The 14,649-nt window shown below is 55.4% G+C and carries 17 protein-coding genes; 15 read left to right on the top strand and 2 right to left on the bottom strand.

The annotated features are described in order from the left end of the window. Positions 1-36: 36 nt before the first annotated feature. The 14 genes from pdxJ to KOE80_RS13690 all read left to right on the top strand — a co-directional run bounded on the left by pdxJ (position 37) and on the right by KOE80_RS13690 (position 11,914). Positions 37-774, top strand: a complete 738-nt coding sequence (pdxJ, locus tag KOE80_RS13625) for a pyridoxine 5'-phosphate synthase (protein WP_009457072.1) — start codon at positions 37-39, stop codon at positions 772-774. A 50-nt stretch (positions 775-824) separates the two neighbouring features. After that, positions 825-1,394 (top strand): nitroreductase, encoded by a 570-nt coding sequence (locus tag KOE80_RS13630; RefSeq protein WP_226349358.1) that lies wholly within the window; start codon positions 825-827, stop codon positions 1,392-1,394. A gap of 219 nt (positions 1,395-1,613) precedes the next feature. Further along, positions 1,614-2,444, top strand: coding sequence for an alpha/beta fold hydrolase (locus KOE80_RS13635; RefSeq protein ID WP_226349359.1), 831 nt, complete (start codon positions 1,614-1,616; stop codon positions 2,442-2,444). Positions 2,445-2,462: 18 nt separating this feature from the next. Beyond that, complete coding sequence (locus KOE80_RS13640; RefSeq protein WP_060185129.1) at positions 2,463-2,900, top strand: Zn-ribbon domain-containing OB-fold protein; 438 nt, start codon at positions 2,463-2,465, stop codon at positions 2,898-2,900. Between the two features lies 1 nt (position 2,901). Further along, complete coding sequence (locus tag KOE80_RS20465; RefSeq protein WP_226349360.1) at positions 2,902-4,047, top strand: thiolase family protein; 1,146 nt, start codon at positions 2,902-2,904, stop codon at positions 4,045-4,047. Continuing rightward, a complete protein-coding gene (locus KOE80_RS13650; RefSeq protein WP_080723684.1) occupies positions 4,044-4,850 on the top strand; it encodes an IclR family transcriptional regulator in 807 nt (268 codons plus the stop codon). Before KOE80_RS20465 ends, KOE80_RS13650 begins: the two co-directional genes overlap by 4 nt. Then, positions 4,847-6,073 carry a CaiB/BaiF CoA transferase family protein gene (locus tag KOE80_RS13655; RefSeq protein WP_226349361.1) on the top strand — a complete coding sequence of 409 codons (1,227 nt, stop codon included), beginning with the start codon at positions 4,847-4,849 and terminating at the stop codon, positions 6,071-6,073. The genes KOE80_RS13650 and KOE80_RS13655 overlap by 4 nt, the downstream gene beginning before the upstream one ends. After that, positions 6,070-6,903 (top strand): alpha/beta fold hydrolase, encoded by an 834-nt coding sequence (locus KOE80_RS13660; RefSeq protein ID WP_226349362.1) that lies wholly within the window; start codon positions 6,070-6,072, stop codon positions 6,901-6,903. Before KOE80_RS13655 ends, KOE80_RS13660 begins: the two co-directional genes overlap by 4 nt. Before the next feature lie 8 nt (positions 6,904-6,911). Further along, the gene (locus KOE80_RS13665; RefSeq protein ID WP_060185125.1) at positions 6,912-7,658 is read left to right on the top strand and encodes an SDR family NAD(P)-dependent oxidoreductase; all 747 of its coding nucleotides are present in this window, start codon (positions 6,912-6,914) and stop codon (positions 7,656-7,658) included. Positions 7,659-7,691: 33 nt separating this feature from the next. Beyond that, entirely contained in the window at positions 7,692-8,447 is a 756-nt protein-coding gene (locus KOE80_RS13670; RefSeq protein ID WP_042480846.1) for an SDR family NAD(P)-dependent oxidoreductase, read from the top strand. Between the two features lie 26 nt (positions 8,448-8,473). Beyond that, positions 8,474-9,007, top strand: a complete 534-nt coding sequence (locus KOE80_RS13675; RefSeq protein WP_060185124.1) for a type II 3-dehydroquinate dehydratase — start codon at positions 8,474-8,476, stop codon at positions 9,005-9,007. A gap of 39 nt (positions 9,008-9,046) precedes the next feature. Further along, positions 9,047-10,024 (top strand): TRAP transporter substrate-binding protein, encoded by a 978-nt coding sequence (locus KOE80_RS13680; protein WP_045929919.1) that lies wholly within the window; start codon positions 9,047-9,049, stop codon positions 10,022-10,024. Positions 10,025-10,078: 54 nt separating this feature from the next. Continuing rightward, positions 10,079-10,609 (top strand): TRAP transporter small permease, encoded by a 531-nt coding sequence (locus tag KOE80_RS13685; RefSeq protein ID WP_045929918.1) that lies wholly within the window; start codon positions 10,079-10,081, stop codon positions 10,607-10,609. Between the two features lie 18 nt (positions 10,610-10,627). Continuing rightward, positions 10,628-11,914 carry a TRAP transporter large permease gene (locus KOE80_RS13690; RefSeq protein WP_088450107.1) on the top strand — a complete coding sequence of 429 codons (1,287 nt, stop codon included), beginning with the start codon at positions 10,628-10,630 and terminating at the stop codon, positions 11,912-11,914. Positions 11,915-12,052: 138 nt separating this feature from the next. On the opposite strand, the gene KOE80_RS13695 is transcribed toward KOE80_RS13690, so the two are convergent. Next, positions 12,053-12,469: a MerR family transcriptional regulator gene (locus tag KOE80_RS13695; RefSeq protein WP_088450105.1), complete on the bottom strand. Its 417-nt coding sequence runs from the start codon at positions 12,467-12,469 to the stop codon at positions 12,053-12,055. A gap of 128 nt (positions 12,470-12,597) precedes the next feature. Between KOE80_RS13695 and KOE80_RS13700 the strand changes: the two genes are divergently transcribed. Next, on the top strand, positions 12,598-13,983 hold the full coding sequence (locus tag KOE80_RS13700) for a dihydrolipoyl dehydrogenase (RefSeq protein ID WP_226349363.1): 1,386 nt from the start codon (positions 12,598-12,600) through the stop codon (positions 13,981-13,983). Between the two features lie 133 nt (positions 13,984-14,116). Here KOE80_RS13700 and KOE80_RS13705 read toward each other — a convergent pair whose 3' ends face one another. Further along, a complete protein-coding gene (locus tag KOE80_RS13705; protein ID WP_035271750.1) occupies positions 14,117-14,470 on the bottom strand; it encodes an ArsR/SmtB family transcription factor in 354 nt (117 codons plus the stop codon). Positions 14,471-14,649 lie beyond the last annotated feature (179 nt).

Below are 14,649 nucleotides of genomic sequence, written 5' to 3' on the forward strand. Positions count from 1 at the left end.
GTCATTCATCCCTGAAACTACGGAGGTCCTTGGGGAATGTTAGAACTGGGCGTCAATATCGATCATGTGGCGACGCTGCGCCAGCAGCGTCTGACCACATACCCTGATCCAATTCAGGCCGCTTTGCGAGCAGAAGAAGCCGGAGCGGACCTGATCACCTTACATCTGCGTGAAGACCGGCGTCATATTCAGGATGCCGACGTCGAGGCCCTGCGCCCCGTACTGCGTACCCGGATGAATCTGGAATGCGCCATCACCACCGAAATGCTGGACATTGCCTGCCGTATCAAACCGGACGATGTCTGCCTGGTTCCCGAACACCGTGCTGAACTGACGACCGAAGGTGGTCTGGATGTGGTCGGTCATCTGGACCAGGTCAAGGCTGCTGTGCAGCAATTGCAGGCTGCCGGTATTCGCGTCTCGCTGTTCATTGATGCCGACCCGGCGCAAATCCGAGCCGCCAGTGACGTGGGTGCCACCGTGATCGAACTGCACACTGGCACCTATGCGGATGCTCAAACGCCCGAGCAGGCCGCCAGCGAACTGGAGCGTATCCGTGCCGGTATTGCTCAAGGTGTGTCGCAAGGTCTGCGTGTGAATGCGGGTCATGGCCTGCACTACGGCAACGTACAAGCGATTGCCGCCTTGCCGGGGCTGACGGAGCTTAATATTGGTCACGCCATTGTTGCCCAGGCTGTCTTTGACGGTTGGGAAAAAGCCGTGCGCGACATGAAAGCCCTGCTGGTGCAAGCGGGCGCTCCTGCTCAAGCCTGACTGAGCCCTGCCATCTGGGCAGGGCACTCTTAACTGATTCTGGAAGCACTATGAATACCATTGATTCCCTATTGTCCCGCCGCTCCATCAAGCTGGTGCAAGGCCCCGGCCCGAACGAGCAGGAGCTGGACCTGATTTTGCGCGCTGCCATGGTCGCTCCTGACCATGGCCGTTTACAGCCTTGGCGCTTTTGCCTGATCCGCGGTGAAAACGTGCAGGCTCTGGGCGAACTGGCCATTGCCGCCAATGAGCGCGCCGGTAATCCCTTGACCGAGCAGAAAGCTGCCAGCGTCCGCGCCTGGCTGGCCAAAGTGCCCATGCTGATCGCCGTGGCCAGCCACATCGATCATGGTGAAGAAAAAATCCCTGAACTGGAACGTGTCCTGGCAACGGGCGCAGCCGTCAGCAATATGCTGCATGCGGCTCACCAGTTGGGCTTTGGCGCTTTCTGGAGCACTGGCTTGGGCACCTATGGTGAAGAAGTCCCGGAAGCCCTGGGCTTCGATTCCCTGGATTACCAGTTCCTGGGCTTTGTGTCGGTGGGTACGCCTATTCACAATCTGGGTCCTGCCCAGCGTCCCGAGCCACAAAAGTTTGTGACGGAGTGGCAAGCTGCTTGAGTCCAGCTGATGATGAACCGGTTCTAAAATAGCGCTGTTTCCATGGCATCACCCGGAGTGGTGATTGCTTTGGAACGTTTTAAATAGCCTGAATCCTTTCTGGATTCAGGCTTTTTTTGTGCCCTAGGGTTTGTACTGATAGGCATGAACCTAACCACGCTTTTATCATTATCCCATACATTAGAATGACATTCCGTTAAACGGAATATAAACAGGAAAATGATGAAACAAGTCAGCACACAGCACTTGATGCTTCCCGATGGGGCCGAACTGCATTACGCAGAAATTGGGCAGCCCAGCGCATCTCGTCCATCCGTGCTCATGCTGCACTCCCTGTTTTTCAATGGAGGCATGTTCCTGCCCGTGATTCAGGCGTTGCAAAACGAATGGCACATTATTTGCCCGGATCATCGTAATCAGGGCTTGAGCACCGCAGGTCAGAAGCCCGCCACCATGCATCAGTTGGCACAGGACTACGCGTTTCTGGCCCAAGCACTGCGGATTTCTTCCGTGCATGTAGTGGGTAGCTCGATGGGAGGTTACGTGGCTCAGGAGTTGATGCAGCGCGCACCTCAGTTGGTCCGTTCTGCTGTCCTGTCTTGCTGCACCTCGATGGCAGAACAGCAGAAAGAGCGCTTTGACCAACTGGAAGCGCAACTGCGTCGAGATGGCGGTGCGCCTTATGTCTCGGCCTTGCTGCAAACCATGTTTGGAGACGCCTTTCTGGCAAGCACAGACCTTGCTGCTCAGGCTCAGCAGGAGCAGTGGCGCGACTACTTCACATATTTGCCTCCCAGCATTGCCAACTCAGTCAATGGCGTGTTTGCCCGTCCTGACTATCAGTCTCTTTTGGTAGGCAATAGCACCCCTCATTTGTTGATCAGCGGTGCTTTGGACAGAGCTAAAAAGCCCGCTGATATGGAGCATATGCACAGCTTGCTTCCACACAGCACACATACGGTATTTGAGCAGTCCGGTCACACGGCGCCGGTTGAAGTGCCCGAAGCCTTCGCACTGCAAATTGAGAATTTTTGGAATCAAGTTAATTAATGCTGCAAGGATTAATTCATGCCAGTTACTGAATCTACTGAGCTGCCGACGGCGATGGCTTTCGGTGCAAATGCACAGCCGATACGAGATATTGCGTCAGACCAGGCTAGCCAGTTTGTTATTGAAGATGGAGCGGTCTTGTTGCGTGGCAGCCAGAGCCGTTCCAGCGGCAGCAAGGCTTTTCCTGTCCGTGAAGTGTGTATGGAAACGGGTGCTCGAGACATGCAAGACATGTTTTTTGGCCCATTTGGAAAGCTCTACAGTTTTTCCACCATTTATGTTTCCGCGTCGCGTCCCACGCCTTACACCTTGGGATATGTAGATTTTCCTAACGGAGTTCGTGTTTTGGCACACGTACGTTGTGAAGATCTGAGCGCCTTGTATTGCGATATGCCTGTCAGTACTGCCACCGATGGCAATGACTGGTTTGTAACTCCTATGTCGGCGGAGAAGTAAGGTGAGTGAAGCATATGTAGTCGGCGCGGCCATGATTCCCATGGCTCGTCATAAAGAATCCAGCTATACCGGTTTGGCCTTGCCCGCAATCCTTAACGCGATGGCCAGTGCCGGTGTACAGGCTCAGGATATTGATGCTGTTGTTTGCGGCCACGCCTTTGGTGGCATGTTGACGGGACAGCGTCTGGTCAAGGAAATCGGTATTGGTACAGTGCCTGTCGTCAATTGCGATAACGCCTGCTCGGGTGGGGCCACGGCCATTCACTTGGCGTGGAAAGATATCCAGGCTGGCCGACACGATATCGTGCTGGTGATCGGTGTGGACAAGCTGACGCAGTTTGGCGGAGGCACCTTGCCTTTGGTGCAGGAGGATCCCGAGGTCCAGCAGGGCTTGGTGATGCCTGCAGTGTATGGCATGCGTGCTCGTCGTTACCTGCATGAACGTAATCTGGGGCCAGAAGTTCTGGCGCAAGTCTCCATCAAGGCTCGCACACACAGTCAACATAATCCCTATGCACAGTATCGTGATCCGCTGACGGTGGAACAGGTGCTGGCATCTCGTCCTATTTGTGACCCGCTGACCCTGCTGCAATGTTGCCCTACGGGTGACGGCGCGGCGGCCTTGATCATGGTGTCCGAGCGCGCCCTGAAACGTTTGCAGAAACCTGCCATGCGGGTCGCTGCGTCGGTGCTGCATTCCGGTCAGGCGACCAGCGGTTTTCGCGACATGACTCGTCCCGAGATTTCTGCGGAATCCGCCCGCGACGCCTACAAGATGGCGGGGATTACAGCCCAGGATCTGGATGCGGTTGAGCTGCATGACGCGTTTACAATCGCCGAACTTATTTATTACGAAGCACTAGGTTTGTGTGAGGTCGGGCAGTCTGCTCAGTTTCTGCTGGATGGTCGTAGTACCTACGGCGGTGATGTGGTGGTGAACCCCAGTGGCGGTTTGCTGGCCAAGGGTCACCCAGTGGGAGCAAGCGGTGTGGCCCAAGCCGTGGAAATGTACTGGCAACTGACACACCAAGCCGGAGAACGTCAGGTTCCTGATGCTCGCTACGCCATGACTCACGTCACGGGTGGCGGTATTGCGGGCCTTGATCATGGTGCTTGTGCAATCCATATTTTTGAAGCCCAGATATGACCACACAAAACACGTCCACCTCTACTAGTTCAACCGGAACCGTAAGCCGTGCGCTTCAGCTATTGGCTGTCTTGGCAGAGTCCAACGGCCCGGTAACCGTCAAGCAAGTGTCCGAGCAAATGGGCCTGGCCCCTTCAACAGCTCACCGCTTGCTGAATCTGCTGCGTAAAGATGATTTTGTTGCGGTGGTCAGTGGTGGAAGTGGTTTGTACAGCATCGGGCCTGAATTTTATCGAGTAGCGGCGCAAGTGATGAGCGCTGAATCCAAGCCTGCATTGGCACAAAAATCGCTGGACGAGATTGCTTCCGAGTTCAACGAGACGGTCCTGTTTGGCACGTATGCCGTCAGCGAGTCTGCCATGAGTTTTGCCGCCATCGCACGAGGCGAGCACAAGCTGCAATATCAGATTGATTTGCACAAGCCCATGTCCCTGGTCTGGGGGGCTTCCGGCAAGGCTATTTTGGCGTATTTGGATCAAGACACGATAGAGCGTGTGTATGCCAAGGCCGAGACCTCTCCGGCGCAAGATGCACCTTTGCCTGCTTTGGAGTCGCTCCTGGCAGAGCTGAGCGAAGTGCGCCAGAACGGCTATGCCCACAGCATGAGCGAGAAGTTGCCTGATGCACGCGGGGTTGCTGCCCCTGTTTTTGATAACCACGGCATTGTGGGCTGTATTTGTTTGACCATGCCCACCACCCGTGTGCCCAGCGCAGGTTTGAGTGCCATTACCGCTGCCGTTATTCATCATGCCGAAAAACTGTCCGAGATGTTCGGATACCGACATAGAAAAACCAAATTATGAGTCATACCGCTACCGCGCAGCCCCTGGCAGGCTATAAGGTCATCGACCTCACTACCTTTTTGTCCGGCCCCTTCTGCACACAAGTGCTGGGGGATCTGGGGGCTGAAGTGGTCAAGATCGAGGCACCGGAAGGTGACTCCAGTCGCAGTATTCCCCCCCATTTCGTGGGTGAGGATAGTGCTTACTATCTGAGTATTAATCGCAATAAAAGCAGTTTGGCGGTAAATCTGAAAACCGCTGAAGGGCTGGACCTGGTTCGACAACTGATCCTGAAAGCGGATGTGGTTGTGGAAAATTACCGCCCGGGCGTGGCGGCCCGTCTGGGCCTGGACCCACAAGCCTTGTGTGAAGAACACCCCGGTCTGGTCTGGGCGTCCATTAGTGGTTTTGGGCAAACCGGCCCGGACCGTGACAAACCTGCTTACGACATGATTGTGCAAGCCTTGTCAGGCGTCATGAGCCTGACCGGCGAAGAAGGCAGACCAGCCGTACGTTTGGGCATTCCAGCCGGTGATACGGTCGCTGGCTTGTACGCGACTATCGCCATCAATGCCGCCCTGGCCGACAGGGAACGTACCGGTAAAGGCCGGATTGTGGATGTGGCGATGCTGGATTGCCAGTTGGCCATGCTGTCTTATCAAAGTGCCTATGCCTTGATTGCGGGAGTGACGCCCGCTCCCCAGGGGGCCAAGCATGACTCTATTCCTACCTACCGCTCTTTCCGGGGTGGTGATGGCCGCGAGTTTGTGGTGACGGCCAATACCGAGAGAATGTGGCAAGGCTTGTGTCGTGTACTGGGCCTGGAGTCGCTCCTTGATGATGAACGCTTCCAGACTGGTGCCAGTCGCCTGAAAAACAAACATGCCTTGTGGGAGCAGCTTGAAAGCGCTTTCGCGACACAGGCGGCTGCTTATTGGATTCCATTATTGGAAGAGCACAGTGTCCCGGTTGCGCTGATCCAGTCCGTGCCAGAGGCATTGGCACATGCACGCGATTCAGAACGCAGCATGATTCTGACCCTTCAAAATGAAGATCACAGTATTGAGGTCGTTGGAAACCCCATCAAATTTGTGGGCGCCGAAGCCACTCCATCTCGTTTCCCTCCCAGGAAGGGCGAGGATGATGCACGCGTGTTGGGTGAGTGGTTAAGCCTGTCTGCTGAGGCCGTGTCGTCTTTACAAAGTAAAGGCGTGTTGTTGAACAGCACGTGTAGCCAAGCATGACGACCCCATTGGCCAGGCTTCCTTACCCCGGGTCCTTGCTCGTTGCGCAGAAGGGCACGAGCGGCGATGAATGTGTCATTGCCTTGCACTCCATCGGGGTCGATGCGCATTCCTTTGACGCACTGTTCAGCCACTTGGCTGCCGATTATCCGTGTCTGAGTTACGACCTGCGAGGCCATGGCTCGGCCGCTGCGTTGTCGCAGTTCGACCTGGATACCTTGGTGGATGATGCCGTCAAGGTGGTGGAGTCCTGCCGTTTTGACAAGGTTCATTTGCTGGGGCATTCGATTGGTGGGGTGATTGCGGCGTTGGCAGCGGCCAGGCTGGCCGATCTTCCCTCTAAAAAGGTGCAAAGCCTGAGCATTATTGCCAGCCCGCCAATGGGCTTGGCGGTCTTTGGTGAGCGGGCCCAGGCCATGCAGCATGAAAGTCGTCAAACCATTGTAGAGACCACCATGCAGCGCTGGTTTGGTGGCCTGGAGACCAGCCCTGAGCTAACCCAGGCCATGCAGTACGCAGAGCAACAGCTCAGCCTGGTTCCGGTGCAGACATTGCTGAGCAGTTGGCAAAGTCTTGCCCAGTTTTCCGGGTACGGTGAGCTGGCGGCGCACTTGCCGGCCACTTTGCTGCTGACGGGCAGTCACGATCTGTCTACGCCCGCCAGTGCCATGCAGATCATCCTGGATGCCTTGCACAAGGCGGGCAGGACACAGACAGCCTTGCACATTCTTGATGGGGGAGGGCACATGTTGCCACTGACCCCGCCCGATACCTTGATGGCCTTGTTATTGGCGCATTTCAAGGCATCTGGCACCACACATTTTCGCTAGGAACGCTTATGTCAGACTTTACAGGCCGAATTGTTGTTGTCACAGGTGCCGCAGCAGGCATAGGCCAAGCTGTATGCCAGCACCTGCTGGAGCTGGGCGCCATTGTTGGCGGTATTGACCGTCAGCCTGAGGGCATTCCGGAAGGGGTTACGGCTTTGACTGCCGATGTGACCGATCAGGAGTCCTTGAATCGAGCGCTGGCCGGATTCGCCCAGGAACAGGGTCGTATTGATGTCTTGGTCAACAACGCCGGTGTGAGCTTTGTGGGCACGATAGAAGATGGCAGTGACGAAGACTGGCTGCGGATTTTTAACATCAACGTGCTGGGCTATATGCGTAGTACGCGTGCGTGTTTGCCGTATTTGCGTCAGTCGAAAAATGCCGTGATCGTCAATATGTCTTCCTGCACCGCGATCAATGGTTTGCCCGAGCGTGCGCTGTATTCAGCCAGCAAAGGGGCGATCCAGTCCATGACACTGGCCATGTCCGCCGATTTGATTGCCGAGCAGATTCGCGTAGTGGGCATTGCCCCCGCCACCGTAGACACCCCCTTCATGACCGAGCTGGCCAATCGCACTAGCGATCCGGTGGCCAAGCGCAATGAGTTTCACCGTCGCCAACCCACCGGGCAAATGGTTCAGCCCGATGAGGTGGCTCGCCTGGTTGCCCACGTTGCCCATCCGGGCGCGCTGTCTTACACCGGCACCATCATCAATATTGATGGTGGTATGGCTACCTTGCGTATGCCTGCCTGAACACATTCATACCCATACCAATAAGGAACTATCGTGAGATTTGAAAATAAAACCGTGATTATCACCGGAGCAGGCCAAGGGATTGGTCGTGCCTACGCGCAAGAATTTGCCAAGGCAGGTGCTGCGGTGGTGGTTGCTGATTTGAACATCGAAAAAGCACAGGCTGTTGCAGCAGAAATTCAGGCAGAAAATGGTCAGGCCCTGGCCGTCAAAGTTGATGTGTCCGATGACAAGAGTACGGCCGAGATGGTTGCGCAGGCAGTCAAAGCCTTCGGCACAGTAGACGTGCTGATTAACAATGCGGCCGTTTTCTCGACTCTGAAAATGAAGCCATTTGAAGAAATCGACGCAGACGAGTGGGACTTTGTGATGGGCGTCAATGCCCGTGGTGTCTTTAACTGCATCAAGGCGGTATCGCCCTTCATGAAGCAACAGCAAAGCGGCAAGATCATCAATATTTCTTCCAGCGTTGTGGTTACGGGCCGTGCGAATTACGCGCACTACGTGGCCTCCAAAGGGGCGGTTGTCGCCTTGACCCGCGCCCTGGCTACCGAGCTGGGTGAATACTGCATCAACGTCAATGCCATCAGCCCGCACGGCATTGTGACCGAAGTGCCACGCGACACCATTCGTCCAGAGCAATGGGACGCCATCATCGCTGCCCAAACCCTGAAGCGCAAAGGGGATGTCAGCGACATGATCGGCGCCACCATGTTCCTGGCTTCCGATGAAAGCAAATACATCACTGGTCAGACACTGAATGTGGATGCTGGTCTGCGTTTTAACTAATCCCACTTGGCAAGAGGCTTCCAAACATGAGTGCACATAACTTCACCATCACCCGTTCTTCCAACCGCAAACACCTTATCGCTGTGATTGATGGCCCGAACATGTCGAGCCTGGGTAAGCGCAGCAAAAAAGTCTATGGAAACATTCAGTCCCTGGACGAGCTCAAGGAGTGTGTGCGCAACTTTGGTGAGCAGTTGGGTGTAGAGGTAGAAAGTTTTTCATCCAACCACATGGGCGATATTTTGGAATACATCCACGAGTCCGCTCATCGGGTAGATGGCTACCTGATCAATCCCGCTGGCCTGACCACGATTGGGGAAGGTGTGCGTCATGCCCTGGAAGACACTGAGTTGCCCGTGATGGAAGTTCACTTCTCGAATATTGCTGCAAGTGCAGGCGCGGCCCGTGGTTTGGGCGGTGGCAGCATTCAGTCCAGCTTCACCCATACCGCTACTGGCATTTGCATGGGCATGCGTCATTACAGCTATCTGGCTGCCCTGACCGCCATGACCCTGGCTCTGGATGATCAGAGCTTCCTGGGCCGTCCTTCAGGTCAGTAGTCCACCTCTTTTCATATAACGATTAATACGGAGGAAGACATGAAAAAGTTTTCTCTACTCGCTACCGTTTTTGCCGCTGTTGGCTTGTTCAGCAGTGTTGCCGCTCAGGCAGAAATTAAACCCGTTACGCTGAAGTTTGCGCATATTTATGCTGCCCAGGACCACTGGGGGCAAACAGCAGAGCGCTTCAAGGCTGCTGTTGAAGAGCGTTCGGGCGGGAAAATCAAGATCAATATCGACGCCAATGGCTTGACCGGTGACTGGCCCCAGTCCATCGAAGGTTTGCGCATGGGTACCAACCACATTGTGCTGCAAAGTGTAGGAGCACTGGACCGCTATGCAAAATCGGCTGGTGTCGAAGCTTACCCCTACCTGATTCGCGATATGGATCACTACCGTGCGGTTTATACCGGCCCAGTCGGCCAGGAACTGTATGACCAGATCGCCAAGGAAAGCGGGTTCAAGCTGGTGGGGGCGGCCTATCGTGGCGCTCGCTACCTGACCTCGAACCGGGTGATTCAAAACCCGGACGATTTGCATGGCCTGAAAATGCGTGTCCCACCACTGCGCATGTATCGCAGCACCTGGACCACGCTGGGTGCCAGCCCGGTGCCGATGGGCATGGCTGAGCTGTTCACTTCCCTGCAGCACGGCATGATTGATGGTCAGGAAAACCCCCTGGAAGTGATCAAGAACGTCAATCTGTTCGAGGTTCAAAAGAACGTGGCTGAAACCCAGCACACCATCGGCGCCATGACCTTGATCTACTCGGACGCCTACTTCAAGAAATTGCCCGAGGAAACACGTCAGATTCTGCAGGAAGAGGGCGAGCGTGTCATGAAGGAAGCCACGGATCGCATGATCGTGGAAGAAGAAAACATGAAGCAGTTTCTGATCGGAAAAGGCATGGCATTTAACGCGGTCGACCGCGAAGCCTTTGCGACCAAGATTAAAGCCATGGATGCAGAGTTCCCCGAGCTGCAGGTTTGGCTGGATAAAATCCGCGCCGTTCAATAATGAAAAGATCGGGACATGCGTCACCCTCATGTCCCGACCCCACAGGTAAAAGTTATGACAACTAACAACGTACCGACCAAAACAGAAAATTGGGCCGATAAAAGCGCGTCTGTTATTGAAAAGGCGCTGGATTGGATTATCGGCAGCATGATGTTTGTGATGTGTGCGGTTATTGCATGGCAGATCTTCTCTCGCTACGTCCTGAAAGATATGTCCTCCTGGAGTGAGGAAGTTGCTCGCTTCTTGATGGTCTGGATTTCCTTGCTGGGCAGTGCAGCGGTATTGCGCCGCAGTGGTCACGTGACAGTCACGATCTTTCTGGACCACATCTCAAGCAAGCTCAAACGACGCGTCTTGATTATTCGCGACCTGCTGATGCTGGCGACCTTGCTCAGCATCACCTACTACGGTTGGGAGTTTGCGCAAATCAACGCGGTTCAGCTCTCGGCAGCGATGGATATCCCCATGTCCTGGGTCTATGCGTCCCTGTGGCTGGGAATGGGCTTGTGCGTGGTGATTTTGCTGTTAATCCGCTTGGGCAGTCAGCCTGATTGGACATCTGGCAGCATCGACGAGCACCCCTAAGTACGGAAAACACTTTTTATGATCACCGTAACCTTAATTACCCTTCTGACGCTCATTCTCATGCTGATTGGCATGCCGATCGGCTTTGCCATCACGGCGGGCGTTCTGGCTGCTTTGGTGGCACTGGGTGATATCAGCTTGATGGCGGTTCCTCAGCAATTGTTCAGCGGACTGGACAGTTTTTCCTTGCTGGCCATTCCGTTCTTTGTTCTGGCCGGTAGCCTGATGACCTCCGGTGGCCTGACCAGTCGACTGCTGGATTTTGCCAATGCCTTGTTGGGCCGTTTCAAAGGTGGCCTGGCCATGAGCGGCGTGCTGGCCTCGGGCATGTTTGCCGGGATCTCCGGCTCGGCCGTGGCAGATACCAGTGCTCTGGGCCGTATCATGATTCCTGCCATGATCCGCTCTGGCTATCCACCCGGTTTTGCGGGCGGCGTTATTGCAGCCGCGAACGTGGTGGCTCCCATCATCCCGCCTTCCATCCCATTTATTGTGGTGGCCGTACTGACAGGCCAGTCCATCACGACCTTGTTCTTGGCCGGTGTGGTACCAGGCATTCTTTATATGCTGTCCATGCTGGTGATGAGCTGGTGGATCAGCAAGCGTAATAATTTCCCAACGCAAGGCAAAGCCTCAGGCCGGGAAATCTGGATTACCTTTAAGAACTCGGCCTTTGCCTTGTTGCTGCCAGTCTTTATTCTGGGCGGCATTCGCAGCGGTATTTTCAACATTACCGAAGCGGCCATCATGGCGGTGATTTATGCCTTGGTCGTCGGGACGCTGGTTTACCGTCAGATCACCTGGAAAATCTTTGTAGATAGCCTGGTTGGCGCCGCTCATACCACCGCTGTGATCATGATCATCGTTGCAGCAGCGCGTGTCTTTAGCTGGCTGTTGGCGTACGTCAGTATTCCCGAAGCCATTTCAGCTTTCGTTTTGGAAAACATCAGCAACCCGCTTGTGTTCCTGCTGTTCGTCAATGTGCTGTTGCTGATCGTGGGTATGTTCCTGGAAACCAACGCCGCCCTGGTGATGTTGATTCCTGTGCTCTATCCCATTGCGATGAAGCTGGGGATTGATCCGACTCACTTTACCGTGGTTGCCGTCGTGAACCTGTGTATTGGTCTGATTACACCACCAGCCGGTTTGTGCCTGAATATTTCGTCCTTGCTGGCTCGCATCTCGTTGGAGCGGGGTGTGGTGGGGATTGCTCCCTTCCTGTTCACGGCCTTGCTGGTACTCATTATCTTGACCCTGTTCCCGCAAGTGTCGGTATGGCTGCCTAATGTGGTGGCTGGTTCCTAGCCTATTTGGAGATTTGGCACGATGCCGCTGCCTCTCAAGCCTTGTGGAAGGTTTGAGGGGCATTTTTTTAACCGCTTTGTTTAAGAGATTCGGGGGAGTATGCCGACGAGCGGGGCACGTGTCTGGAGGAGCCCGCGCTCAGGCTGTGGTTTTTACCGACCCGGAGCAATGGCCGCCTTCCAAACCATCCAGGATGGGGCAATCAGGATGCTGGTCCCCCTGGCATTGTTCAGCAAGCACCCGCAGCTTGGCCGCCATGTCCAGTAAGAGGGCAGCGCGGCTTTCCAGTGCTTTGATATGTGCCTGAGCCAGTTGCTTGACCTCGCTGCTGGGACGTTGCTGGTCGCGCCACAGGCTGGTCAGTTGCTGAATGTCCGCCAGATTGAAACCCAGGTCCTTGGCGCGAACAATAAAGTGCAAGGTATCCAGGTCCTGATCCTGGTAGACGCGGTAGCCATTGGGGGCACGGTCACTATTCAAGAGTCCCAGATCTTCATAGTGCCGGATCATTTTGGGTGTCAGGCCGGTTACGCGGGCCGCTTCACTAATCAGCATGGGCTTTCCTCGGGCAGTGCAAGGGGACTGCGTTATGATTGAAAGAGTCAATTCTGCACATTGTAGAACGGGTGGTCGGGCAGGTCATCAGGCCCCTGATTGCCTTAGTATGGACTCAAGGAGCGGTTATGAAAGAAATTCAGTGTGATGTTGCCGTGATTGGAGCGGGGACAGCAGGCATGACAGCGTATCGTACGGCCAAACGTGCCGGTAAACGAACGCTGATGATTGAATCAGGCCCCTATGGCACCATGTGCGCACGTGTTGGCTGCATGCCATCCAAATTGCTGATCGCAGCAGCGGACGCTGCCCATCATGCCCGCCATACCGCTCCTTTCGGTGTTCACGTAGACGGCAATATCCGCATTGCAGGCAAAGAGGTCATGGATCGCGTGCGTCGCGAGCGGGATCGCTTTGTGCAATTTGTGGTGGACGATGTGGAAGGCTTTGATGCCGAAGACAAAGTGCGTGGTCATGCCCGCTTTGTGTCCGAGCATGTGCTGGAAGTGGATGACCATACCCGTATCACCGCAGGGCACGTGATTATCGCCACTGGCTCTACACCCGTGCGCCCCAAGGAGCTGGAGCCGCTGGGGGCTTTGCTGATCAATAACGAGGATGTTTTTGACTGGACGGATTTGCCGGAAAGCGTGCTGGTTGTCGGTACGGGCGTGATTGGCCTGGAGTTGGGTCAGGCGCTGGCGCGTGTGGGCGTGAAGGTGTCCATTATCAACCGCAGCCAGAGCCTGGCTGGGCTTTCGGATCCCGAAGTGCGTGAAGCCGGACGAGCGATTTTCAATCAGGAACTGAACATTCGCGCTGACGTAACCGTGTTGGGCAGCGAAGTCGTCAATGGCAAGGCGCGCGTGCGCTTGCAGGTGGATGGCAAGGAACTGGTCGAGGATTACGACTACGTTCTCGGTGCCGCAGGCCGCAGACCACAGTTGGATAATTTGGGGCTGGACAATACCCCTGCACAGTGGGATAGCAAAGGACGAGTAGTGTATGACCCTGCCAGCCTGCAGCTGAAAGGCACTTCCATTTATCTGGCCGGTGATGTGAACCAGCGTGCGCCGATCTTGCACGAGGCAGCGGATGATGGTCGTCTGGCCGCTTTGCAGGCCGTCAGCAATGGCCAGGACAAGCCCATGGCGCGTCGTGCGCGCATGGCAGTGATGTTCACGGATCCACAGGTGGCCGTGGTTGGCACGCCCTTTAAATCCCTGCCAGAAGGCGCGGTGACAGGGAGTGTGAACTTCGGCAATCAGGGCCGTGCCCGCGTGATGCTGGTCAACCGTGGCTTGTTGCACGTTTATGCGGACAAGGCGGGCAAGTTTCTGGGGGCCGAGATGGTGGGGCCTCAAGCTGAACATATTGCTCACTTGCTGGCCTGGTCCTTGCAGATGGGACTGACGCTGGATCAGATGCTGGCCATGCCGTTCTACCATCCCGTATTGGAAGAGGGCTTGCGTACGGCCTTGCGCGGTGCGCAATCTGCTTTGCGAGGCAAATAAGTCAGCCTGCACGGGTTTGATCCCGTGTTCGGGCTCTGGCCCCGAGAGTCTTGACCCTGTATGTGAGCTGCCCGCCAAAAGTTGGATGCTGATCCGACCTTTGGCGGGCAGTTTGATTTTCAGGGTGCTTTTATTATTTAGCGGCGTTTTGTAGATGCTGCGCGGTGGTCGCCTCGGTTACCGGGTCATTTTCCAATGCGCCCAGCAAGGAATGCAGCAGGCCGGGAAAGCGGTCCTCCAGATCGTCCTTGCGCAGCGACAGCAGGTTCTCTCGTCCAGAAGGTCGTTGCCAGATTACGCCGCTATCACGCAGGACGCGCCAGTGATGCGTCATGGTGGATTTGGTTTGGCCTTGCAGTAGCGAGCCGCAGGCGCGTTCGCCTTCGGAGGCCAAAGCACGCACAACGGCCAGACGCAAGGGATTGCCCAGGGCAGTCAGTACATTTTCCAAGCGAATCTGTGCGCGCTCGGGATGATTGGGAAGCATATCGGGTCCTGTCATTATTCGTCGCGGTGATTGTACCTGTGTCCACGTACCGTTTTCGCCCTGTGCTGTGGTGTGGATGCACGGCGCGTGGAAAAAATCTTGTTAATAGTACGATTGTAGGCGTACTATCTGATTGTTATCAACCACTGAAACAACAGGAGCCCAGGTGCCTTGCACTG

The organism is Alcaligenes sp. 13f (assembly GCF_020496585.1).
GTDB classification, from domain to species: Bacteria; Pseudomonadota; Gammaproteobacteria; order Burkholderiales; family Burkholderiaceae_B; genus Alcaligenes; species Alcaligenes phenolicus.